Genomic DNA, 23698 nt, shown 5'->3' on the forward strand with positions numbered 1-23698 from the left:
CGGTGACTGTGAAGGAGCTCCACCGCGCGCCGAGCCTGGCGAAGCTCTACCCCAGAGCGGTGCTCGGCGGGCTGCGTAAGGCCGGGGGCGAGACCCTGCCGGACACCGAGTACGTGTACGCCGGCGTCAGCGCCGATCCGGGCCACGTCGCGGCGTACAACCGGATCTGCGGGTTCAGGCTCACCGACGAGTTGCCGGTGACCTACCCGCACATACTGGCGTTTCCGCTGCAGGTGGCGCTGCTGTCGGAGCCGGAGTTCCCGTTCCCGCTGCTCGGCATGGTGCACGTGGCGAACCGGATCACCCTGCACCGGCCGCTACGCCTCGGCGAGGAGCTCACGCTCCGAGTGCGTGCGGAGCGGCTGCGCACGCACGACAAGGGCACCGAGTTCGACGTCGTGACCGAGGTCGTCACCGGTGGCGAGACGGTGTGGACGGATGTGAGCACCTACCTGCGGCGTGGTGCCGGTGCCGGCTCCGGTGGCGGCAAGACGTCGCTGGCGCCACCGTCGGCGGGGGCGATCTGGTGGGTGCCCGGCGACATCGGCAGGCGCTACGCCGAGGTGTCCGGCGACCGCAACCCGATCCACCTCCACCCGCTGACGGCACGGATGTTCGGCTTCCGCGGGGCGATCGCGCACGGCATGTGGACCAAGGCGCGTTGCCTGGCGGCCTTCGAGGGCAGGTTGCCAGGCGCCTACACCGTCGACGTGCGGTTCAAGCTGCCGGTGCTGCTGCCATCGAGGGTCGGGTTCACGTCCTGGCGGGCCGATGCCGGCTGGGCGTTCGAGCTGTGGCACGCCAGCAGGCCGAAACCGCACCTCGCGGGCACGATCACGACTCCGTAGGCCGCCACACCTGGCCTTCGATGAGGTCGTTGAACCCGAGCCAGGTCAGGTTCATCAACCACGAGGCGAGTACGGCGTCGGAGACGTCGGGGTGGTCGAGCCACCAGTCGGCGAGCGACTCGGCCGCGCCGACCAGTGCGGCCGCCATGCCTTTGCCGGAGAACTCGGCCTGCGCGCCGAGCCCCTTCCGGGCGCCCGCGGACACGACGAGCTCGGCGACGAGGTCGATTGCCTTGCCGCGCAAGGCTTCCAGCTCACCGGCGAACGGACCGCCCACCGTCAGTGCCTGCCGGTGCAACACGGTCCAGGACTCCCGGTACTCGCCGACGAAGCCGTAGAACGAGCGCAACCCGTGCCACAGCTGCATGTCCGGCGACAGCTCCGGCTTGATGCCTGCCCGCACGGCCTGCAGCAACCTGTCTGCCTCGCGGCGGATGCAGTGCAGGAAGAGGTCCTCTTTCGCGCCGAGGTAGCTGTAGATCATCGGCTTCGAAACGCCGGCCACCTCGGAGATCTCGTCCATTGACGCGGAGTGGTAGCCGAGGCGGGCGAACACGGACACCGCGGCGTCCAGGATCTGCTTCTCCCGGACCGCTCGGGGGAGCCGTTTGGCCCGTTCGGACGAGCGTTTGACATCCTGCGCCACCTGCGAACCTCCTGCTCGGAGGAGACGCTACCTGCCGAGGGGCGCGGTGCGGCTACTGGGAATCGATGACCCGGGGCGGCTGGTCCTTGGCGGGCGTGCTGTCGCTGACGACCTCGCTGTCGACCACGATCACCCGGCCCTGCCGCGGTTGGCCGAGCGGGGCGCGCCGCTCGATCCGCCGCAGCCATGCCCGGCGCACGACGCCCCGGGTCGGCGGCAGCAGGAGCAGCAGGCCGGCGATGTCGCTCACGAAACCGGGCAGCAGGATCAGCAGGCCGCCGAGCCCGACGAGCATTCCGTCGGTGACCTCGGCGTGTGCGGGACGGCCTGCCCTGGCGGTCATCATGAACGCACTCGCCGCCTTGCCACCCTCCCGACGCGCGAGCCAGGAGCCGAGGAACGCGCCGGCCAGCAGCAATCCGAGCGTCCCGAGAAAGCCGATCAGCGACGCGACCGCCCAGACGGCGGCCACCTCGGCAACCACATAGAGCAAGAACACGACGGCCATACCGGAGACAACGCGTGACGTAGCCGTTTTGCTCCCTCGCTGGACACCGAGCTGCCGGAGCAGTACCTCCGGCAGCTCGGTGGCATCAGTACGTGATCGCCATCGCCGGGTCGGCGAGCAGCGCGCCGACGTCGGCGAGGAACTGCGAGCCCTGCTGACCGTCGATCACCCGGTGGTCGAAGCTCAGCGACAGCTGCATCACCTTGCGCACGGCCAGTTCGCCGTCCACGACCCACGGCATGTCGCGGATGGCGCCGAGCGCGAGGATCGCCGACTCGCCGGGGTTGATGATCGGCGTGCCGGTGTCGACGCCGAACACGCCCACGTTGGTGATCGTGAACGTGCCGCCGAGCATGGCCTCCGGCGGTGTCTTGCCCGCCCTGGCCGTGGTGGTGAGCTCCTCCAGCGCACCGGCGAGATCCACCAGCGACTTGCCGTCGGCGTCGCGGATCTTCGGCACCACGAGGCCGCGCGGGGTGGCCGCGGCGATCCCGAGGTGCACGTAGTCCTTGTAGACGATCTCGCCGGCGTCGCCGTCCCACACCGCGTTGACGTCGGGCGTGCGGCGCACCGCGAGGCACACCGCCTTCGCCGCGAAGGCCAGCGGTGTGAGCTTCACACCGGCGAAGGCCGGGGCTGCCTTGAGCTTCTCGCGCAGCTCCATCATCGGCGTGACGTCGATGGTGAGGAACTCGGTGACGTGCGGTGCGGTGAAGGCACTCGCCACCATGGCCTGCGCGGTTGCCTTGCGTACGCCCTTGATCGGCACCCGGCGTTCCCGCGCACCGGTCCCGACCGGCGCTGGTGCGGCCTGTGGCGCCGCGGCACGTTCGACGTCCTCGCGGGTGATCACGCCGCCCTCGGCGGAACCGGTCAGCCCGTGCAGGTCCACCCCGAGGTCCTTCGCGAGCTTGCGCACCGGCGGCTTCGCCAACGGGACGTACCCGCCGCGAGCCGGAGCGGCTCCGTTGGCCGGGACCGGCGTGGGTGTGGCCGTGGCGACCTTACGCGGGCGACGTTTGGCCACCACCTGCTTGGAGCCGTAGCCGACGAGGGGTTTCATCTCCTCCTCGGCGGGCGGTGCGGCGGCGGGTGCCGAGCCGTTGGCCGCCGGGGTCGGCGCCGGTGCCCCGCCCGGGTCGACGTCGACGGTGAGGATCGGCGTGCCGACCTCGACCGTCTGCCCCGGCTCCACCAGCAGCTCGGTGACCACACCCGCCCACGGGATCGGCAGCTCGACAGCCGCCTTCGCCGTCTCGATCTCCACGACGATCTGGTTGACGGTCACCTCGTCGCCGGGCCCGACCCGCCAGTTGAGGATCTCGGCCTCGGTCAGCCCCTCCGCGGTGTCGGCAAGGGGAAACTGCTTGTACTCAGGCACGTGTCCCCCTCACCAGTCCAGGGCGCGGTCAACGGCATGCAGCACCCGGTCGAGGTCGGGCAGGTAGTGCTCCTCCAGCTTCGACGGCGGGTACGGCGTGTCGAATCCGGCCACGCGCAGCACCGGTGCCTCCAGCGAGTAGAAGCACTCCTGCTGTACGCGTGCGGCGATCTCGGACGTGAGCGAGGCCTCCGAAGGCGCTTCGCTGACCGCAATCAGCCGGCCGGTGCGGCGCACCGACTCGAACACCGGTTCCAGGTCCAGCGGGGAGAGCGTGCGCAGGTCGATCACCTCCAGCGAGGTGCCGTCCTCCGCGGCCGCGGTCGCGGCGTCGAGGCACACCTTCACCGAAGGGCCGTAGGCCACCAGCGTGGCGGCATCACCGCGCCGCACCACGCGCGAGGCGAACAGCGGATCGGGCGTGGCCGTGGTGTCGACCGGCGCCTTCAACGCGCCGGAGTGGTACAGCCGCTTCGGCTCGAAGAACAGCACCGGATCGTCGGACGCGATGGCCTGCTGGATCATCCAGTACGCGTCGACGGGGTTCGAGCACGCTACGACCTTGAGCCCGGCGGTGTGCGCGAACAGCGACTCCGGCGACTCGGAGTGGTGCTCGACCGCGCCGATCCCGCCGCCGAACGGCACCCGGATCACCACCGGCATCTTGATCCGGCCCTGTGAGCGGTAGTGCAACTTCGCGAGCTGGCTGGAGATCTGGTCGAAGCTCGGGAAGATGAAGCCCTCGAACTGGATCTCGCACACCGGCCGGAACCCGCGCACGGCCAGTCCGACGGCGGTGCCGATGATCCCGGACTCGGCCAGCGGCGTGTCCAGCACGCGTTGCTCGCCGAAGTCCTTCTGCAGGCCGTCGGTGATACGGAAGACGCCACCGAGCTTGCCGACGTCCTCGCCCATGACGATGACCTTGTCGTCGGCCTCCATGGCCGTGCGCAGGCCGAGGTTGAGCGCCTTGCCGATCGTGAGGTTCTGCACTTTGGACACCGCTTCGTCCACTGTGGATTTCACAGGAGCCGCCATCAGTGCTCACCCGCCCCGCTGAAGCCGGACAGGTACGCCAGGTACTTCTCCCGCTCGGCGTCCAGCACCGGGGAGGGTTCGGCGTAGACGTTGGCGAAGATCCGCTCCGGTGGCGGATCGGGCATGTTGAAGCAGTAGTCGCGCAGCTCGGCTGCGAACCGGTCCGCCTCGGCCTGTACGTCGTCGAAGAAGGCCTGGTCGGCGGCACCGCTGCGGGCCAGGTGCACGCGAACCCGCTCGATCGGGTCCTTGTGCTTCCACACCTCGAGCTCCTCCGACAGCCGGTACCGCGTCGGGTCGTCGGTCGTGGTGTGGGCGTCCATGCGATAGGTGAACGCCTCGATCAGCACGGGCCCGTTGCCGTGCCGGCACTCTTCGAGCGCCCAGCGGGTCACCGCGAGGCAGCCGAGGACGTCGTTGCCGTCCACCCGGATGCCGGGGAAGCCGTAGCCGCGGGCCCGCTGGTAGAGCGGCAGGCGCGACTGCCGTTCGGTGGGCTCGGAGATCGCCCACTGGTTGTTCTGGCAGAAGAACACCACTGGCGCGTCGTACACCGCGGCCCACACGAAGCCCTCGTGCACGTCACCCTGGCTGGTGGCCCCGTCGCCGAAGTAGACGATGGTGGCCTCGCCATCGTCGTCGCCGACCTTGCCCTCGAACTTCTGCCCCATGGCGTAGCCGGTGGCGTTGAGGACCTGGTTGCCGATGACGATCGTGTAAGGGTGGAAGCCGTAGCGGTGGAAGTCCCACCCGCCGTGATCGGTGCACCGGAAGATGCCGAGCAGCTCGCGGAAGTCGATGCCGCGCGTGTAGGCGACGCCGTGTTCGCGATAGCTGGGGAAGGCCATGTCCTGTGGCCGTAGCGCCCTGCCGGAACCGATCTGTGCCGCTTCCTGGCCGAGCAGCGGTACCCAGATGCCGAGCTGGCCCTGCCGCTGCATGGCGTTGGATTCCCGGTCGGCGCGACGGACCAGCACCATGTCCCGGTAGAGCCCGCGAAGTGCCTCGTCGTCGATGTCGGCGACGTAGGGATCGAACTGCGCCGATGTGCGTCGTTCGCCTTCGGGGGTGAGGAGCTGAGTGAGCTCAGCCCCGCCTTCAGTCGTCGCTCGCAAACCCGCAATCACCTGTTCTGGAGTCGGTTCCGCCGCTGTGGCGGCCGGTCCGGCGCCAGGCTCCGGGCGCGTCCACTGTTCGGGGGACGGCATGCGCTATCTCCTTGGGTCGTGCCGCGCGCCGCTTGTGGCGGCTACGTCGGCGCACCGGCGGCAACCTGCACGCACGGGTCCGAGCGCTCGGGTGCCGTCGGCGGTGACGGTTCACGCCGCCATCCTGGCACGAACGGAGCGGTTCTGGAGAGGTCCCGAGGCCGATTCGTTGCCCGCGATCGCCTCCTGAACTGCGAAAACGCTAGGAATACCGACCATGTGCCAGCCGAAAGTCGGTGATGCGAACCAGCGTTAACCTTCCGGTTCTCGGTGATCTTGGCGCTGGATGGCAAGGCGGACTGTCGATCATCTGACGCAGTGTGACGTGTGACACGGCGAGTTCATGCCACGATCAGGGAATGGACGAGCGGGTGGTGCGCGAGACGGTACACAGGCTGTGGAGCAGGGAGGCGCTGGAGAGTCTCGCGGAGTTCGTGGCCATCCCGGCGCTCTCGCCCGCGTTCGACTCCGGCTGGGCGGCCACGCGGCACATCCACGCTGCCGTCGAGCACGTCCGCTCCTACCTCGAAGCCCGGAACATCGCCGGGGCAACGGCCGAGGTTGTCGAGCTGCCCGGCCGCACACCGGTGCTCCTGCTCGACGTGCCCGCGCGGGCGGCGACCAACCCCGAGACGGTGGTGATCTACGGCCATCTGGACAAGCAGCCCGCGGCCGGGGACTGGTCGCCGGGACTCGGGCCGTGGACACCCGTCGTCAAGGACGAGCGGCTCTACGGCCGTGGTGCCGGTGACGACGGCTACGCCGGGTACGCGGCAGCCGCCGCACTGGAGGCCCTGCACGCCGCCGGCGGCAGCCATGCCCGCACGGTCGTGCTGCTGGAGACGGGTGAGGAGTCCGGCAGCCCTGATTTCGCGGCCTACCTGGAACACCTGTCGGCCCGGCTCGGCCGCGTCGGGCTGGTCATCTGCCTCGACACCGCGGGCGCCGACTACGAGCGGCTCTGGCTGGCCACGTCCCTGCGCGGCATCGCGTTCCTCGACCTCACGGTGCGCGTGCTCACCTCCGGAGTCCATTCGGGACACGGCAGCGGCCTCGTGCCCAGCAGCTTCCGCGTGCTGCGGGCGCTGCTCGACCGGATCGAGGACGCGCGCACCGGGCTGATGAAGCTGCCCGAGCTCTCTGTCGAGATCCCCGCCGAGCGGCTCGCCGAGATCAGGGCCGCGGTCGAGGAAGGGCTGCTCACCCCGCAGCTGCCGCTGGCCGACGGTGTCCGGTTCACCAGCGACGACCCGGTCGAGCTGGTGCTGAACAACACCTGGCGCACCACGCTGTCGGTCACCGGTGCCGACGGGTTGCCGCCGATTCTGGACGCCGGCAACGTCCTGCGCCCCTACACCAGCCTCAAGCTGAGCTTCCGCCTGCCGCCGACCGTCGACGCGGGCACTGCACTGCAGGCGATCGAGAAGGCTCTCACCACGGACGTGCCCTCCGGCGCGCGGGTCGAGATCGCCCGTGCGGAGGCCGCCGACGGCTGGGCCGCAACGCCCCGTGCGCCGTGGCTCGCGGCCACGCTGGACGCCGTGAGCGACGAGGTCTTCGGCAAGCCGTGGCGTGCGCTCGGCCTCGGCGGCACGATCCCGTTCCTCGGGCTGTTCGGCCGGGCCTACCCGGACGCGCAGTTCGTGGTCACGGGCCCGCGCGGACCGGGCAACAACGCGCACGTTCCCGACGAGTGGCTGCACTTGGACCAGACCGAGCGGGTGACCGAGGCCGTCGCCAGGATCCTGCACGCCCACGCCACGGCCTGACCCCGCCGACGGGTGGCAGGATGGGCGCGTGGAACAGCGAACCGTGCGTGACACCGTCCGTGGACTGTGGGCGAACGACGTCCTGCCCAGCCTGTCCGGCCTGGTGGAGATCCCGGCTCTGTCGCAGGCCTTCGACAAGGACTGGGCGCGCTCCGGCCAGCTGGACGCGGCGGTCGAGCACGTCCGGGAGTGGCTGATCGCCCGCTCGATCCCGGGCGCCAGCGTGGAGGTCGTCCGGCTCGGCGACCGCAGTCCCGTGCTGCTACTCGACGTGCCCGCCACTGCGGGAGCGCAGGACAAGGGCACGGTGCTCCTGTACGGCCACCTGGACAAGCAGCCACCGGTCGGTGGCTGGTCCGACGGGCTCGGGCCGTGGAAGCCGGTGCTGGAGGACGGCAGGCTCTACGGTCGCGGTGCTGCCGACGACGGCTACGCCGGCTACGCGGCCACCGTCGCGCTGGAGGCGGTCCGTGCGGCGGGCGGGGAACATGCGCGTGCGGTGGTGCTGCTGGAGACCGGCGAGGAGTCCGGCAGCCCCGACCTGCCCGCCTACCTCGAGCACCTGTCGGAGCGACTCGGTCGCGTCTCGTTCGTGGTGTGCCTCGACTCCGGCGGCAACGACTACGAGCGGCTCTGGCTCACCACGAGCCTGCGCGGGCTCGCGCAGGTCCACGTCACCGTGCGCGTGCTCGACTCCGCCCAGCACTCCGGGCTGGCGAGCGGGGTCGTGCCCAGCTCGTTCCGGGTGCTGCGCAGGCTGCTCGAACGGGTCGAGAACGCCGAGACCGGCGAGGTCACGCTCGCCGAGTGCACTGTGGAGATTCCCGCGAACCGCATCGCGGAGGCCAAGGCGACCGCCGAGGTCGCACCGGGGGCGATGGGTAAGGCCTTCCCGCTGTACGGCGACACGCGGCCGGTGTCGGACGACGAGCTGGAACTGCTGCTGAACAACGGCTGGCGGCCGACGCTGTCGGTGATCGGCGCCAGCGGCTTCCCCGAGCCCGCCGACGCCGGCAACGTGTTGCGCGACCACAGCACGCTCGCGCTGAGCTTCCGGCTCCCGCCGACCGCCGACTCGGCTGCGGCACTCGCCGCCATCAGCGAGGCACTGACCACCGATGTTCCCTACGGCGCGACGGTCGAGCTGACCGGTGTCGAGTCGGCCGACGGCTGGAACGCCCCCGATCTGGCCCCGTGGCTGGTGAGTGCTCTCGCGCAGGTCAGCGACGGTGTGTTCGGCCAGCAGTGGCGTGGTGTCGGCCTCGGCGGGTCGATCCCGTTCATGGGGCTGCTCGGCGAGAAGTACCCGGAGGCGCAGTTCCTGGTGACCGGTGCGCTCGGTCCGGACTCCAACGCGCACGTTCCGGACGAATGGCTGCACCTGGACCAGGCTCAGCGGGTCACCGAGGCGGTAGCCCACATCCTCGACGCCCACGCCCGCGGCTGAGAATTTGGGGAGCGTTACCGATCGCCGGCGCCGCGGGCGGCCAGTGCCTCGCCGAGCTCGTCGGCGTGGCGCAGGGTTCGTACCAGAAACGGCACCGCGAACGCCGTCACCGAGCGATCGGCGCCGCGGGCGCGGGCGGCCTCGCGCACCTCACCCGCGATGACCGACAGCGCCGCGACCGCCTGCAGGGTCAGCCCGACCAGCAGCCCGATCCGGTCCGGGCGCACCCCGAAGCGGCGCAGTGGCCGCAGCGCGCGCTCCACAGCGGATACCACGTCATCCACCCGCGTGGTGAGCGTGAACAGGTTCGCCGCGGCCAGTGCGGCGACCAGGCGCAGGCACACCACTGCCGCGGCCGGTAACCCGAGCAGCCACCACTGCAGGGCGAACACGAATCCGACGAGCAGGAGCAGCGTGCGCGCGATCTGCCAGCAGCGGCGGCCCGGGATGCGCGCCAGCACGTAGCCGAGCACCACGGCGCCGCACAGCGCGCCGAGCGCGACCGGCGAGTCCAGCACCAGCACCGCACTGGCGAGTACGAGCACGCCGAGAAACTTCGCGCCTGCCGGGATGCGGTGCAGCACGCTCGTTCCCGGCTCGTACAGCCCGAGCGGTGTCATGCCTTCCTCTCCGCGAGTTTGCGCGCGACCGCGATCGTGTCGACAGTGCGCTCCATACCCGATCGACTCACGTCCTCGACAAGGGCGCACCGCCGCCCCGATAGCGGGGCCTGACGGCCGGAGCGCGCGTGGTCGCCACGTTGACTGCTGCGGCTTGACACGGGGCCGCTCATCCGAGCACCAGCTTCCGGTAGTGACGCAGCGCGGGTTCCGGTTCGTCATCGGCCACCACCCGCCCCGCGTCGAGCACGACCACCCGGTCGAAGGTGCCCAGCAGGTCCAGGTCGTGTGTCACCAGCACCACCTGCTGCCGTAGCCCGGCCAGCAGCTCACCGAACAGCCGCTTGTTGCGCAGGTCCAGCAGGGTCGTCGGCTCGTCGCACACCAGCACGTCCGGGTCGAGCACGAGCATCGCGCACAGTGCCAGCAACTGCTTCTGCCCGCCCGAGAGCTGGTGCGCGGGGTGCTCGGCGTACCCGCCGAGGCCGTACTCGGCGAGCACGTCCGCCGCGCGCCGCGCCCGCTCCTGTTTGGACAGTCCGCTGCCACGCAGGGAGAACGCCACGTCCTCACCTGCCGTCGGCATCACGATCTGGCTGTCCGGATTGGTGAACACGAACCCGACGCGGCGCCGTACCTTGCGGCCGTCCTTGGCGGGATCGAGGCCGTCGACCAGCACTCGCCCCGAGCTGGGCAGCACGAGGCCGTTGATCATGCGGGCCAGTGTGGACTTACCGGAGCCGTTGGCGCCGACGAAAGCCACCCGCCGTTCGGCCAGCTGTAGGTCCACATCGGACAGTACGGTGCGCTCGCCGTACTGGTGCCCGACACCGGCGAACTCGATCACCGCACAACCTCCCACCACGTGGCCACGCCCACCCCGCCGCCCGCGGACAGCGCCGCGAGCCCTGAACGGCCCGCAGCCTGGCGGACCAGCTGTGAGAACAGCCTGACGACGAGTACCGCGCCGGATGCGCCCCACGGGTGACCGAGCGCGATCGCGCCACCGTCCGGGCTCACCGTCCGCTCGTCGATTCCGGCAGCGTCGAGGCAGGCCAGCGCCTGCCCGGCGAACGCCTCATTGAACTCCACCACATCCGGGGTGCTGCGCAGCACCGACCGCATTGCCGGTACCGCACCGAGGCCGAGGCGGTTCGGATCCACGGCCGAGGTCGCCGACGCGACCAGTCGCAGCCCCGGCAGCCCACGCTCGCGCCGCAGCCGCTCGCTCACCACGAGCACCGCGGCGGCACCGTCGTTGACGCCGCACGAGTTCGCCGCGGTGGCGGTGCCATCGGGGGTGAACGCGGGGTGGAAGCGGGCGAGCCGTTCGACAGTGAAGCTGTCCCGCGGCCGCTGGTCGGTCGTCACCCCGTCGAGCGGCACGAGCTCTGCGGCGAACCGGCCGGCGCGCTGTGCCTCGACGGCGCGGGCGTGGCTGCGCGCGGCGAAGGCGTCCTGACGGGCGCGGGAGATCCCGGCCTCGGCAGCCACCCGGTCGGCCGCGGGGCCCATATCGGGATCGCCGACGTCGGCCGGAGCGAACGGGGCCCGCGTGTACTGGGTCGACGGTTCGGTGCGCCAGGCGCGATACGGCGCGGTCGAAGCGCTCTCCACCCCGCCCGCCAGGTAGGCCTCACCCGCACCGGCCTGGATCAGCGCTCCGGCGAGCGTGATCGCGGCTAGCCCGCTCGCGCACTGCCGGTCGATCGTCACGCCCGGCACCGACGTGGGGAGCCCGGCCCGCAGCGCTGCGACCCTGGCCGGGTTGCCGCCAGGGCCGAACACGTTGCCGAGCACCACATCGTCCACGGAGTCGAGGCAGGCATCGTCCAGTACCGCGCGCAGCACCGGGGCGGCCAGCTCGTCGACGGTGAACCCGCGCAGCGCCCCGCCCGCGGTGCCGATCGGTGTGCGGCGCGCGGCGACCACGACCGGACACGTGGGTTCACCGTGGCTAGTCATACAGCGGCTCCGCGGGGAACGTGCCGTCCCGCAGCTGCGCGGTTGCCGTGGCACGCGCCGGTTTACCGGCGGCCGTGCGCGGCAGCTCCTTCGTCACCAGCCAACGGCGAGGCCGTTTGCCGGGCGCGAGCCCGGCCCGCGCCGACGCGCGCAGTTCCCGCAGCGACGGGGGAACGTCGGCCTCGACGATCGCCGTGACCACCGCGCCGAGCGTGCCGTGCGGAGTCCCGGCGACCAGGACGTCACGCACGCCAGGTACCGCCCGTAGCACAGCCTCGACCTCCTCGGCTGGCACGAGCCTGCCGCCGCTGGACACCATGGCCGCGCTGCGGCCGTGCACGGTCAGCGCGCCCGAGGCCGACAACTCCGCGCGATCGCCGACACTCGACCAGACAGGGGTGGCGTCGAGGCGGCCGGCGCGCAGGTACCCGCTGAACGCCAATGGCGAGTGCACCCAGAGCTCGCCGTCTCGGACGTCCAGCTCGACATCGGGGACCGGGCACAGTGCCTCGTCGCCGCCGCGCCGCAGGGCGATCAGCGACTGTTCCGCCGAGCCGTAGTACTCGATCAGCTCCGCGTGGGGCAGCAGCCTGGCGAACCGTGCGCGCAGCTCCGCGCCGAGGTGGGCACCGCCGCACACGACCGTCCGCAGTGCACACCCTCCGGGCCTGCGGTCCAGCTCGGCGAGCAGCGCGGCCAGCATGGCAGGCACGACGTGCACGGTTGCCGCGGCGCGGGCCTGTTCGGGACGCCAGCGCGGCTGTAACCGCAGTTCGGCGCCGCACCACAGTGCATGCAGAGCGCCGAAGGTGAACAGCGACGAGCTCAGTGGCCCGGCTATCAGCACCGGCGAGGGCACGGCGCCGAGTGCGGCGAAGCTGCGTAGCCACGACGCACGCGTGCGCACCAGCACCTTGGGCCTTCCGCTGCTGCCGGACGTCGTGGCCAGGTAGAACTGTGTCGCGTCATCGCCCCGCGGCGTCACGCCGTCGTGTGTGGGTGCTGGGCTGCCGGTGACCAGCGTGTCCGGTGCGGCGTCGGCGAGCACGGCGGCGCGCTCCCGTGGTGACCACGACGGCTCCACCACGAGCGTCGCTGCTCCGAGGAGGTCCGCCCCGAGCAGCCAGGGCAGGACGTCGGCGGAATCGACCGCGACCCGCGCCCCCACTCCGATTCCCCGTCCGGCCAGCTGCCGAGCCGCACCGTGCGCGCGGGCGAGCAGGTCGGCAGGTACGGCGGCGTTGCCGAGGATCGGTGGTGCGGCGAGCGTCACTCGTTACGCACCGCCGGGCGCAGCACGGTGTCCGGCAGGGCACGATGCGCGATGGCTGCGACCACCGCTGTCGCCACGACCTTGATCGCGTCACCGGGCACGAACACGAGCGACTGCACGAAAGCCGCGCCGAGGTCGCCGGTGTAGGCGCCGAGGAACGGGATGCCGATCGCGTAGTCGGCGAGCAGTCCCCCGGTGGTCGCCAGCAACAGCACCGGCAGACCGGGACGCGCCGCACGCTGCACGATCAGGCCGGCCACCAGTGCGGAGAGGATCCAGCCGAGTAGGAAGCCTCCGCTCGGCCCGGCGAACGGTGCCAGACCACCACGGCCGCCGGACAGCAGCGGCAACCCGATCGCGGTGAGCGCGAGGAACAACAACACCGCGGCGGTTCCCCTGCGCGCGCCGAGGATCGCACCGGCGAGGAGCGGACCGGCGTTCTGGAGCACGATCGGAACGCCGGAGCCGCCGAGATAGATCCCGGGAAACATCCCGAGTACGGCGATGAACGCGGCGAACACGACCGTCCTGGCGAGGTTCGTCGCTGGTAGCGAGGCACGTGGTGCGGGCACGTGTCGCACGGTAACCCTTCGCCGCAAACGCCGCCGTAGACGTGCGTCACACGTTCCGCAACGCGGTGCCGATGCTGTTCAGCTGCTCCGTCGCGGCCTGGTAGTAGAACGGGGTCTCGGGGTTCCAGCCGAACACATGACCGCCCCGCACCGCGGGCAGCTGCTGCCACGTCGGGAACGACGTGAGGTCGGCGTTCTGCAGGTTGCCGAAGCGGTTGTCGAGCAGGATCACCTCGGCCTCGTACTTACCGGCGTTCTCCCAGCTCAGCTGCTCCCAGTAGTTGCCGTTGCCGGGTGCGGCCGGCTCGACGAACGTCAGGCCCTTGTCGTCCAGGTGCTTGCTCGACGGGAAGCCCTGCGCATTGCCGACCCAGATGCCGTCCTGCGTCGCGGAGACGAGCATGAGCCGCTTGCCCTTCGCCGCCTGCACAGCCGCGGCGAAGTCGGTGTTCGCCTGGTCCCACGCCGCCTTCGCCTCGGTGACAGAGGCGGCGTCAACGTCGCCGCCGAGTGCCTTGGCCAGCGCGCGGAACTTCTCGATGCCGTCGGGCATCGACACCCCGGCGAGGTCCAGGCCCACGCTCGGGGCGACCTGGTCCACCTGCCCGGCCTGCTCGGCAGGGACGTACCAGAGCTCGTCAGGCAGGTACATCACGCTCGCCAGCAGGTCCGGCCTCAGCGCGAGGTAGCGGTCGTAGTTGAACTCGCCCCAGACGTTGCCAAGGGATTCCACTGTGGACAGATCGATGTTGCCTGCCAGCGGGTCCTTGTCGCCGTTGGGCAGCTTCGACGGGCCGAAGATGCCGATTGGGCGGATGCCGAACTCCCACAGCGCCGCCGCGGCGGTCACCTGGGCGACGATGCGCTGCGGTACGGGGCCGTCAAGCTTGCGGTCGCGGTCGTCTGTGTACGACCAGTTCGCCGTACCGGACCCGGAGTCCGCACCGGTGTCCTCCTGGTAACCGCAGGCCGCGAGCGCAGCGGTGGCACCGAGCGCCAGTGCGCCACCGAGGAACCGTCTGCGGGAAAGGTCACTGAAGGGTTGCACGCAATGAGGTTAGCCTGGCCTTACTCTGATGGCCATGGTGATGACCATCTCGGCGCGGGACACTCGCCGCTCCGTACGGATGCTCGCGCTGGCCGGCGTGCTCGCCGCGCTGGTCGCGGTGGTCTTGGCCTCTATCGCGCTCGGCTCCTACCGGCTGCCGCTCGGCGCCGTGTTCCACGCGCTGTTCGCCTACGACGGCAGCTACAGCGACGTCGTCGTGCGCGATACCCGGCTGCCGCGGACCCTGCTGGGCATCGTGGCCGGGATGGCGCTGGGACTGGCTGGGGCGCTACTGCAGTCGGTCACCCGTAACCCGATCGCCGAGCCCGGCATCCTCGGTATCAACCACGGGGCCGCGGTGCTGATCGTGTTCGCGTCCGCGACGTTCGGGATCACCGCGCCGAGCCAGCTCGTCTGGTTCGCCTTCGTCGGTTCGTTCGGCGCGACGGCCCTCGTCTATGCCATCGGCGGCAGCCGCGGCGCCGGTAGCCCGCTGCGGCTGGCGCTGGCCGGTGTCGCGGTGCAGGCCATGTTCGTCGGTATCAACCAGGCGATGATGGTGATCGACACGCGCACGCTCGACCGGATGCGGTTCTGGCTGGTGGGTTCGCTGGCCAACCGCGATCTCAGCGATCTCACCGGGTTGGTGCCGTTCTTCGTCGCCGGTGTGGTGCTCGCGCTGCTGCTGGGCCGCTCCCTCAACGCGATCGCACTCGGCGACGACGCCGCGCATGGCCTCGGCGCCAAACCCGCGGTGATCCGGTTGTTGGGCATGGTCGCGGTCGGGCTGCTGGCCGCGGTGGCGACTGCGGCGTGCGGGCCGATCGCCTTCGTCGGGCTGATGGTCCCGCACCTGGTGCGGCTCGTCGCCGGCCAGGACGAGCGGTGGGTGCTCGGGCTCTCGGTCCTCGCGGCCCCCGTGGTGCTGCTCGCCTGCGACATCCTCGGCCGCCTGGTAGCGGGCTCGGCGGAGCTGCAGGTGGGCATCGTCACTGATGTCGTCGGTGGCCTCGTGTTCGTGTTCCTGATCCGCAGGCTGAGGACGGTACGCAAGTGAGAAGCAGGGTCACGGCAGTCGTCGCCTGCCTGGCGGTCGCGACGTTCGCCGTCGCGGTGCTGGCCATCGGCACCGGCGACTACCCGATGAGCCCGGGCGCGGTGCTGCGCACGCTGGCCGGGCAGGGCAGCCGGTACGACTATTTGATCGTCACCGAGCAGCGGCTGCCCCGGGTGCTGGTCGCGGTGGCTGTGGGTGTCGCACTCGCCGTGTCCGGTGCGGTGTTCCAGACGTTGAGCCGGAATCCGCTTGGCAGCCCCGATGTCATCGGGTTCACGGCGGGGTCGGCTACCGGCGGTGTGGCGACGATCATCATCTTCGGCGCCGGTACCGCGACCGTCGCGCTCGGTGCTATCGCCGGCGGGCTGCTCACCGGTCTGGTCGTGTCGGTGCTGTGCGGGCCCCGGGGGCTGCGCAGTGATCGCTTGGTGCTGGTGGGCATCGGTATCAGCGCGGTGCTCGTCGGCGTCAACTCGTTGCTGCTCACGCGGGCGACGGTGGAGGCGGCGTCGCAGGCGGTGACCTGGCAGGTGGGCAACCTGGCCGGCCGTGGCTGGGGTTACCTGTGGCCGATCGTGGTGGCGCTGGCGGTACTCGTGCCGGTGGTGCTGCTGTACGGCAGGCCGCTGCTGATGCTGGAGATGGGCGACGAGACCGCCACCGGTATCGGCGTGGACGTCGACCGGGTCCGGCGCGTGCTGTTCGTGCTCGCGGTCGCGCTGACCGCCGTGGCGGTGGCGACGGCGGGTCCGGTGCCGTTCGTCGCGCTCGCCGCGCCGCAGCTGGCCAAGCGGTTGACCCGGCGACCGGGGCCGAACCTGGTGCCGTCAGCCGTCATGGGTGCACTGCTCGTGGTGCTCGCCGACTACCTCGGGCAGCGCATCCTCGACGCGTCGCTGTTGCCGGTCGGCGTGGTCACCTCGGCACTAGGCGGCGCCTACCTGGCCTGGTTCCTACTGCTGGGCCGCCGCTCCGCAGCGCGAGTCCCCCGCTCCAGCGCGCGAGTCCCCCGCTAAGGCACGCGAGTTGCCCGCTCCAGACCGCGAGTTGCCCGCTCCGGAGGAGGTTGCTCGGCGAGCGGCCACAGCCACTCGCCGACGCGTCCTGAATCGCGCTTATCCGAGCAGGGTCAGCCGAACCGTCCACTGTGGACTCCGTGGGGGTTTCGGGGCCTGATCACCTGCAGGTGATCAGCTGATTGTGCAGCGCCCTGCAACAGCGGCTGAACCCTTCGCAACGTCTCCGTAACGTCCCCAATGCTGTGCAGTACCCCCAGAGAGTGGCAGGATGCGTGAACTCGACCAGTATGAACTACTAGGAGTGAACATAGTGGCGCGTCGACGAAACCTCAGAGCGCTCATCCTGCTGCCCGCCCTGGCACTGGCCGCGACCACGGCAGCCTGCGCCGAGGAGGTCAACACCGGCGAAGACACCCAGGCCGGCGAGGAGATCTCGCTGATCGCCGAGGGCAAGCTCACCACGTGCACACACCTGCCGTACGAGCCGTTCCAGTTCACCCAGGACGGCCAGACGGTCGGCTTCGACGTGGAGCTCGTCGACCTCATCGCCGAAGACCTCGGCGTTCAGCAGGAGATCTTCGACACCTCGTTCGAGGGCATCGAGTCCGGCCAGTCGTTCAACACCGGCCAGTGCGATGTCGCCGCCGCCGCGATGACGATCACCGACGTCCGTCAGCAGGTCATGGACTTCTCCGACGGGTACTTCGACGCCAACCAGGCGCTGCTGGTGAAGACGGACTCCGGCATCACGGGGCTGGAGAACCTCAACGGCAAGGTGCTCGGCGTGCAGCTCGGCACGACCGGTGAGGACTACGCCGAGGAGCACAAGGACGCGCACGGCTACACCACTCGCCAGTTCGAGGACCTCGGGCTGCTGCAGACCGCGGTGAAGACCGGGCAGATCGACGCAGGCATCAACGACAACTCGGTGTTCCTCGACTTCGCCAAGAAGAACCCGGACACCGAGGTGACCACCGAGTTCGAGACCGGTGAGCAGTACGGCATCGCGGTGCGCAAGGGCAACGGCGCGATGCTCGCCAAGGTCAACGAGGTGCTCGCCGCAGCAAAGCAGGACGGCCGTTACGACGCGATCTACGAGAAGTGGTTCGGTACGACGCCGGACAGCCAGTAGCCGACGACAGACTCGCCGATGTGCGCCAGCCGACTGGCGCACCCGGCGAGCCGCTTCTCGAGGAGTTTGTTCATGGCGATGTCGCGGCGCCAGCGCGCGCAGACATTCCGCGGCGTCCAGTACGCCATCCTCGTGCTGGTGGTGGTGCTCCTGGCGGTGTTCGCCGACTGGGGCCAGATCCGGCACGCATTCTTCAATGTGGACGCCGCGTCCACGCAGTTCCCTGAGGTTTTCTCCACCGCACTCGTCAACACGATCATCTACACGGTGCTCGGTTTCGCGCTGGGGCTCGCGCTCGGCCTGGTGCTGGCGCTGATGAAGCTGTCGTCGGTCGCTCCGTACCGGTGGCTCGCGACGATCTACATCGAGTTCTTCCGCGGCATCCCGGCGCTGCTGGTGTTCATCGCGCTCGGTTACGGTGTGCCGCTGGCGTTCAACCTGCGGTTCGACATCTACTCGACCGCGGCCATCGCGCTCGGTCTCGTCGGCTCGGCCTACATCGCGGAAACCCTGCGTGCCGGCATTCAGGCCGTGCCGCCCGGCCAGATCGAGGCGGCCCGCTCCCTCGGGATGTCGCAGACACGGACCATGCTGACCGTGGTGATCCCGCAGGCATTCCGGATCATCCTGCCGCCGCTGACCAACGAGCTCATCCTGCTCACCAAGGACTCGTCGCTGATCTACCTGCTCGGCCTGGTGCGCGACGAGTACGAACTGGCGAAGTTCGGCCGCGAGGGGCTGAACGCCACCGGCTCGCTGACCCCGATCCTGCTCGCCGGCCTGTGCTACCTGATCATCACGGTCCCACTCGGCTACCTCTCGCGGTACCTGGAGCGCCGGACCGGCCGCAAGCAGGACGAAGGACTGAAGGTGACGGCATGAGTGACGTGATCGTGGAGGTCTCCGGCCTGCACAAGTCGTTCGGCAGGCTCGACGTGCTCAAGGGCATCGACCTGAGTGTCGCCAGAGGCGAGGTCGTGTGCATCATCGGCCCGTCCGGTTCCGGCAAGTCGACGTTGCTGCGCTGCGTCAACCTGCTGGAGGAGCCGAATGCCGGCACGGTCGTCGTGAACGGCTTCGAGCTCACCGACCCCGACGCCGACATCGACAAGGCCCGGCGCACCATCGGCATGGTCTTTCAGGGCTTCAACCTGTTCGGTCACCTCTCCGTGCTCGACAACCTCACCGTGGCCCAGCGTAAAGTCCTCAAGCGCAGCGCCGCCGAGTCGGAGGCCATCGCGCGGGAGAACCTGCGCAAGGTCGGCCTCGAGGAGAAGGCGCGGTCGATGCCGGTGCAGCTCTCCGGCGGGCAGCAGCAGCGGGTTGCGATCGCCAGGGCGCTGTCGATGCAGCCTGCGGTGATGCTGTTCGACGAGCCGACGTCGGCACTCGACCCGGAGCTGGTCGGGGACGTACTCGCGGTCATGCGCCAGCTGGCCGAGGAGGGCATGACGATGCTCGTGGTGACCCATGAGATGCAGTTCGCCCGCGAGGTCGCCGACAAGGTGCTGTTCATGGACGGTGGCGTCGTGGTCGAGGAGGGCCCGGCCGCCAAGGTCATCGGCGCGCCGGAGCACGAACGGACGCAGACCTTCCTGCACCGGGTGCTCAATCCGGTACACGCCAACGAATAACCCGGAACCGGCAGCGCTGCGCAGCCGTCCGAACACCTGGAGTGCTCCGAACGGCCGATTGCGCAACCTCCTCAAGATCGGCTTCGCTGGGGCCGTCAGGAGGACGTGAGCGCGAGGAGAGGCCGATGCCGGGCTTTCGCCGCCTCGGGGGGCGTGACCCGGGTGAGGTCGAGGACGGACTGGCGGAGACGGCGGGCGAGCCGGAACGGCCGCCGTTCGACCCGTTCGCATCGAATCCGGACAAGCAGTACGAGGTGCGAGCCGCCGACCTCCTGCGCCCCTTCATCGAACCAGGCAGCGGTGGGCTGCTCCGCTGGCGCAAGCAGGCGACGAACGCGCCGATCGTGCAGGTCGAAGACGCCTACATCACGGGAAAGCTCGATCTGCGCGCCGCCGACCTGCAGTACCTGTTCCGGTTCGAACGCTGCCGGTTCGAGCAGCCACCGGATGTCCGTGAGGCCAGCCTGCTCGGCCTCGTCTTCCGCCGGTGCTGGCTGCCCGGTCTCAAGGCGCGGAACTTCCGTAGCCGAAACGATGTCCGGCTCATCCGTAGCGTGGTCGAGGTCGACTCCGGCAGGGCGGACAGCGAGACCACGGTGCGCAGGGCGGACGACGTCGAGCGGGGTCTGCCCGACGCGGCCGTCAACCTCACCGATGCCGTGATCGAGGGCTCGGTGGTGCTCACCCGTACCAAGATCATTCATTCCCGGGGTAAGGCGTTGCTCGCCGACCGGCTGACGATCACCGGCGCGCTGCTGGCCTACAGGCTGGAAGCCAGTGGTGAGGTCCGCATCCCCGGCCTGCGAACCGGCGGCAACGTCAACTTCTCCGGCGCCACGCTCGACAACCCGGAGGGTTTCGCGCTCAACGGCAACGGGCTGCAGATCGGCGGCAGCCTGCTGTGCGAGGTGGACAACTACGGCCCGCGGACCGGGCGTCGCCGCTTCAGCGCCAACGGCATGGTGTTCATGCCCAGCATCAAGGTCGCGGGTGACGTCGTGTTCCGTGGTGCACGGCTGGCCGTGGACCAGACCGGCGACATCGTGGTCGACGCGTGGAAGACCGGCGACTGGTACGTCGACCCCCGGCCCGCGTTGATCGCCGACCGTATGCAGGTCGAGGGCAACGTCGAGCTGAGCGACTCCCTCGACGTCACAGGGACCATCCGCATGGTCAACGCACACCTCGGCGGGTCGCTGCGCCTTGCCGGGGCGCGGATTCGCGTGCTGCGCAGCGAGACGCCGCCGTTCCGTGACCGGGCTGTGCACCTGGACGGCAGCGAGATCAACGGCGACATCGACGCGAAGAGCCTGTGGATCGAGGGCCAGCTGCGGATGGCCGACATGACCGTGCGGGGCAACGTGTTCGTCGCAGGCGCGACGTTGGTCCGCCCGGAACGCGACGTCGTGTCGGCCCGCCGGACCACGGTGTCGGGCAACCTGGTGCTCACCGACTGCGCGGCCAACGGCACGCTGCGGCTGCAGGGCATGACCGTGCGCGGCAGTATCGACCTGCGTGGCACCGAGGTCGTGCAGCCGGAGAACATCGAGCTGGGCAGTTGGGCGGTGGATCTCCGGTCGGTACAGGTCGCGCGGAGCCTGTTGTTGACGGCCAACCGTGACCGGCCGTTCCGGGCGCGCGGTGGCGTGACCCTGGACGGTGCGGTCGTCAAGCGGCAGATCGATCTCACCGGTGCCGAGCTGTACGCCGCGGCGCCGCACACGATCGCGCTCGATGCCGGGGACACCGTCGCCGACGAGTTCGTGCTGGCACCGGTGATGCCACCGGAAGGTCGGGTGGTGCTGTGCCGGGCGCACTGCGGAACGCTGACCGACAGCGACGCGTTGTGGCACGCCACCGGCGGTCTCGAGCTGGAGGACTTCCGCTACGACGCGCTGGACACGCCCATCGACATGGCCGACGACGGGACGGTCGAGAAGCGGCTCACCATGCTGCACCACGCGATGGGCGGTTACCGGCCCGGTCCCTACGACCAGCTCGCCACGATGCTGCGTACGTGCGGCAACGAGGAACACGCCGACACGGTCATGATGCGCAAGCAGCAGTACCGCTACGAGTCGCTGGCGCGCGGCTACCGCGTTTTCGGTGGTGGGGTGCGGTTGTGGAGCTGGCTGCAGCGGTCCATGGTCGGCTACGGCTACCGCCCCATTCGCGCCCTCGCCTGGCTGGCGATGTTGCTCGTGGCGGGCAGCCTGTGGTTCGGGCTGCGTAGTGACGAGTGCACGACCGATGCCGAGCGGTTCGAGGTGATCGGCGAGCGGTGTGCGGTGAACCGTGACGACAGTGGGCTGGAATGGAACCCGGTGCTCTACACCGCCGATCTGCTGGTACCGATCGCCGACCTCGGCAACAAGGGCCGCTGGTACATGGCCGAAGAGGACAAGTGGGTGTCGACCGGGTTCACCGCGATGGGCTGGGTACTGGCGACCACAGTTGCCGCCGGTGTGACCCGCACCCTGCGCCGCAACGGCAACTAGCGCGAGTCCCCCGCTCCAGCGCGCGAGTCCCCCCGTCTGTCCCGCGAGTCCCCCGCTCCGGCACGCGAGTTGCCCACTCTGGCGCGGGATCACGCCCGCCGACGGTGGCGCTTATTACATCGCCCTCACGGGGGTATTACGGCCCCGCGCGAGAGGTTGCATGCGGCCGTCGCGTTCACTAGTGGTGTGAGTGTCTCGACAACGCGCCAGAACGTGCGCGCGCCCGAGCTCGCCGGGACGGCCTGGCTGAACACGGGTGGCAAGCGGATCCAGCTCGCCGAGCTGCGCGGCAAGATCGTCCTGCTCGACTTCTGGACCTCCGGCTGCATCAACTGCCTGCACGTGCTCTACGAGCTGCGGCCGCTGGAGGACGAGTTCGCCGACGTACTGGTGACGATCGGGGTGCACTCCCCGAAGTTCCAGCACGAGGGTGAGACCGGTGCGATCGAGGCCGCCGTCGAGCGGTACGGCGTGCACCATCCGGTGCTCAACGACCCCGACATGACCACGTGGCAGCAGTACGCCGTGAAGGCGTGGCCGACGCTCGTGGTCGTCGACCCCGAGGGGTACGTCGTGCATGTCGCCGCAGGTGAAGGGCATGCCGATGCGCTGCGGCGGGTCATCACCGAGCTCATCGGCACCCATGAGGGCAAGGGCACGCTGCGCCGTGGTGGCAGCCTGTATGTGCCGGTGGAGCCGGAGGCGACCGAGCTGCGTTTCCCGAGCAAGGCGGTCGTCACCGCCGAGGGCAGGGTGCTGGTGGCCGACACCGCCAACCACTCGATCGCCGAGTTCGCCTCGGATGCCGAGACGCTCGTGCGCCGGTTCGGCGGCGGAACTCGCGGCGACGTCGACGGCGCGTTCGACATCGCGCAGTTCGCCGAACCGTCGGGGCTCACGCTCCTGCCCGAGGAGATCGCGCAGCAGGTCGGGTACCACCTCGTGGTCGCCGACACCGCGAACCACCGCCTGCGCGGTGTCGACCTGCGCACCGGCGGCGTCACGACGATTGCGGGCACCGGCAGGCCGTGGCGTACCGGTGACGACTCCGGCAAGGCGCTCGACGTCGACCTCACCAGCCCGTGGGACGTGCGCTGGTGGGACGCCGTTGGCGGGGTGGTGGTGGCCATGGCGGGCAACCACACGCTGAGCGTGTTCGATCCGGTGGCCGCTACCGTGTCCCGCTTCGCAGGCACCACAGTGGAGGGGTTGCGCGACGGCGCCGCCGGGGAGGCGTTCTTCGCCCAGACGTCCGGTCTCGCCGTGGCGAAGGACCGGCTGTGGCTCGTCGACGCCGAGACCTCGGCGCTGCGCTGGATCGAACCGTCCGGCGACGGCTTCACGGTCTACACCGCGGTCGGTACCGATCTGTTCTCCTTCGGACACCGGGACGGCAAGGCCCCGCACGCACTGCTGCAGCATCCGCTGGGCGTCGCCGTGCTGCCCGACGGCTCCGTCGCCATCGCCGACACCTACAACGGCGCGATCCGCCGCTACGACCCGGCAACCGGCGAGGTGACCACCCTCGCCAGTGACCTCGCGGAACCGGCCGGGCTGGTCGTCACGGATACCGAGGTACTCGTCGTGGAGACCGCCGCGCACAGGCTGCGGCCGCTGGATGCGGCCAAGGCCGGCCAGGTCCACGGTGACGCACTCGCCGTGCGCAGGCCGCCGACGGTGCTGGCGCCAGGAGAGCTCGACTTCTCCGTGGTGTTCGCGCCGCCGCCCGGTGAGAAGCTCGACGACCGGTTCGGCCCCTCGACCAGGCTCGAGATCATCGCATCGCCGCCCGAGCTACTGGCGGGCGGCGCGGGTACGAGCACGGAGCTGACCCGCACCCTGACGCTGGCCGCTGGGCACCGCGAGGGCGTGCTGCAGATCGTCGCGCAGGCGGCGAGCTGCGACGTCGAGGCCGAGCATCCGGCCTGCCGCGTCACCAGGCAGGACTGGGGCGTGCCCATCAGGCTCGATCCGGACGGCGAAGGGAGGCTTCGCCTCGTGTTGGCCGGGAACCCCGGCACGTAGCATTAATCCC

Annotated in this window: 21 protein-coding genes; 10 read left to right on the plus strand and 11 right to left on the minus strand. The window is 70.1% G+C overall.

What is annotated here, in order from left to right; translation table 11 throughout:
- The first annotated feature begins 2 nt into the window (after positions 1-2).
- Entirely contained in the window at positions 3-848 is an 846-nt protein-coding gene (locus tag ABZ863_RS20875; RefSeq protein WP_358538060.1) for a MaoC/PaaZ C-terminal domain-containing protein, read from the plus strand.
- Here the strand turns inward: ABZ863_RS20875 and ABZ863_RS20880 are convergent.
- From ABZ863_RS20880 to pdhA, 5 genes are all read right to left on the minus strand, one after another.
- Positions 835-1494: a TetR/AcrR family transcriptional regulator gene (locus ABZ863_RS20880; protein WP_358538062.1), complete on the minus strand. Its 660-nt coding sequence runs from the start codon at positions 1492-1494 to the stop codon at positions 835-837. The two genes, ABZ863_RS20875 and ABZ863_RS20880, sit on opposite strands and share 14 nt — an antisense overlap.
- Positions 1495-1546: 52 nt before the next feature.
- A complete protein-coding gene (locus tag ABZ863_RS20885; RefSeq protein WP_358538064.1) occupies positions 1547-2002 on the minus strand; it encodes an FxsA family protein in 456 nt (151 codons plus the stop codon).
- Between the two features lie 85 nt (positions 2003-2087).
- Complete coding sequence (locus ABZ863_RS20890; RefSeq protein WP_358538066.1) at positions 2088-3383, minus strand: dihydrolipoamide acetyltransferase family protein; 1296 nt, start codon at positions 3381-3383, stop codon at positions 2088-2090.
- Between the two features lie 9 nt (positions 3384-3392).
- Complete coding sequence (locus ABZ863_RS20895) at positions 3393-4421, minus strand: alpha-ketoacid dehydrogenase subunit beta (RefSeq protein WP_358538069.1); 1029 nt, start codon at positions 4419-4421, stop codon at positions 3393-3395.
- On the minus strand, positions 4421-5629 hold the full coding sequence (gene pdhA / locus ABZ863_RS20900; protein ID WP_358538071.1) for a pyruvate dehydrogenase (acetyl-transferring) E1 component subunit alpha: 1209 nt from the start codon (positions 5627-5629) through the stop codon (positions 4421-4423). The genes ABZ863_RS20895 and pdhA overlap by 1 nt, the downstream gene beginning before the upstream one ends.
- A 359-nt stretch (positions 5630-5988) precedes the next feature.
- On the opposite strand from pdhA, the gene ABZ863_RS20905 reads away from it, so the two are divergent.
- Together ABZ863_RS20905 and ABZ863_RS20910 are read left to right on the plus strand one after the other, a co-directional pair.
- A complete protein-coding gene (locus ABZ863_RS20905; RefSeq protein ID WP_358538073.1) occupies positions 5989-7398 on the plus strand; it encodes a M20/M25/M40 family metallo-hydrolase in 1410 nt (469 codons plus the stop codon).
- A 28-nt stretch (positions 7399-7426) separates the two neighbouring features.
- The gene (locus ABZ863_RS20910) at positions 7427-8845 is read left to right on the plus strand and encodes a M20/M25/M40 family metallo-hydrolase (RefSeq protein ID WP_358538075.1); all 1419 of its coding nucleotides are present in this window, start codon (positions 7427-7429) and stop codon (positions 8843-8845) included.
- A 14-nt stretch (positions 8846-8859) separates the two neighbouring features.
- Here ABZ863_RS20910 and ABZ863_RS20915 read toward each other — a convergent pair whose 3' ends face one another.
- The 6 genes from ABZ863_RS20915 to ABZ863_RS20940 all read right to left on the minus strand — a co-directional run bounded on the left by ABZ863_RS20915 (position 8860) and on the right by ABZ863_RS20940 (position 14323).
- On the minus strand, positions 8860-9465 hold the full coding sequence (locus ABZ863_RS20915; RefSeq protein ID WP_358538077.1) for an energy-coupling factor transporter transmembrane protein EcfT: 606 nt from the start codon (positions 9463-9465) through the stop codon (positions 8860-8862).
- 169 nt (positions 9466-9634) lie between these two features.
- Entirely contained in the window at positions 9635-10312 is a 678-nt protein-coding gene (locus tag ABZ863_RS20920) for an ABC transporter ATP-binding protein (RefSeq protein ID WP_358538079.1), read from the minus strand.
- Complete coding sequence (locus ABZ863_RS20925) at positions 10309-11430, minus strand: thiolase family protein (protein ID WP_358538081.1); 1122 nt, start codon at positions 11428-11430, stop codon at positions 10309-10311. The genes ABZ863_RS20920 and ABZ863_RS20925 overlap by 4 nt, the downstream gene beginning before the upstream one ends.
- Positions 11423-12703 carry an AMP-binding protein gene (locus tag ABZ863_RS20930; RefSeq protein ID WP_358538083.1) on the minus strand — a complete coding sequence of 427 codons (1281 nt, stop codon included), beginning with the start codon at positions 12701-12703 and terminating at the stop codon, positions 11423-11425. Before ABZ863_RS20930 ends, ABZ863_RS20925 begins: the two co-directional genes overlap by 8 nt.
- Positions 12700-13275: a biotin transporter BioY gene (locus ABZ863_RS20935; RefSeq protein ID WP_358538086.1), complete on the minus strand. Its 576-nt coding sequence runs from the start codon at positions 13273-13275 to the stop codon at positions 12700-12702. The genes ABZ863_RS20930 and ABZ863_RS20935 overlap by 4 nt, the downstream gene beginning before the upstream one ends.
- A 46-nt stretch (positions 13276-13321) precedes the next feature.
- Entirely contained in the window at positions 13322-14323 is a 1002-nt protein-coding gene (locus ABZ863_RS20940) for an ABC transporter substrate-binding protein (protein ID WP_358538088.1), read from the minus strand.
- Positions 14324-14357: 34 nt separating this feature from the next.
- Here ABZ863_RS20940 and ABZ863_RS20945 point away from each other — a divergent pair, with 34 nt between their 5' ends.
- The 7 genes from ABZ863_RS20945 to ABZ863_RS20975 all read left to right on the plus strand — a co-directional run bounded on the left by ABZ863_RS20945 (position 14358) and on the right by ABZ863_RS20975 (position 23688).
- On the plus strand, positions 14358-15380 hold the full coding sequence (locus ABZ863_RS20945) for an iron ABC transporter permease (protein WP_358538090.1): 1023 nt from the start codon (positions 14358-14360) through the stop codon (positions 15378-15380).
- Positions 15377-16396 carry an iron chelate uptake ABC transporter family permease subunit gene (locus tag ABZ863_RS20950; protein WP_358538093.1) on the plus strand — a complete coding sequence of 340 codons (1020 nt, stop codon included), beginning with the start codon at positions 15377-15379 and terminating at the stop codon, positions 16394-16396. The genes ABZ863_RS20945 and ABZ863_RS20950 overlap by 4 nt, the downstream gene beginning before the upstream one ends.
- A gap of 271 nt (positions 16397-16667) precedes the next feature.
- Positions 16668-17531, plus strand: a complete 864-nt coding sequence (locus ABZ863_RS20955) for a transporter substrate-binding domain-containing protein (protein ID WP_358538095.1) — start codon at positions 16668-16670, stop codon at positions 17529-17531.
- A 72-nt stretch (positions 17532-17603) separates the two neighbouring features.
- Entirely contained in the window at positions 17604-18413 is an 810-nt protein-coding gene (locus ABZ863_RS20960; protein WP_358538096.1) for an amino acid ABC transporter permease, read from the plus strand.
- Positions 18410-19165 (plus strand): amino acid ABC transporter ATP-binding protein, encoded by a 756-nt coding sequence (locus ABZ863_RS20965; protein ID WP_358538099.1) that lies wholly within the window; start codon positions 18410-18412, stop codon positions 19163-19165. Before ABZ863_RS20960 ends, ABZ863_RS20965 begins: the two co-directional genes overlap by 4 nt.
- Before the next feature lie 125 nt (positions 19166-19290).
- Positions 19291-21663, plus strand: coding sequence for an oxidoreductase (locus ABZ863_RS20970; protein ID WP_358538101.1), 2373 nt, complete (start codon positions 19291-19293; stop codon positions 21661-21663).
- Positions 21664-21876: 213 nt separating this feature from the next.
- Positions 21877-23688 carry an NHL domain-containing thioredoxin family protein gene (locus ABZ863_RS20975; RefSeq protein ID WP_358538177.1) on the plus strand — a complete coding sequence of 604 codons (1812 nt, stop codon included), beginning with the start codon at positions 21877-21879 and terminating at the stop codon, positions 23686-23688.
- Positions 23689-23698 lie beyond the last annotated feature (10 nt).

The sequence above is a fragment of the Saccharomonospora sp. NPDC046836 genome, from assembly GCF_040645195.1.
GTDB lineage: Bacteria > Actinomycetota > Actinomycetes > Mycobacteriales > Pseudonocardiaceae > Prauserella_A.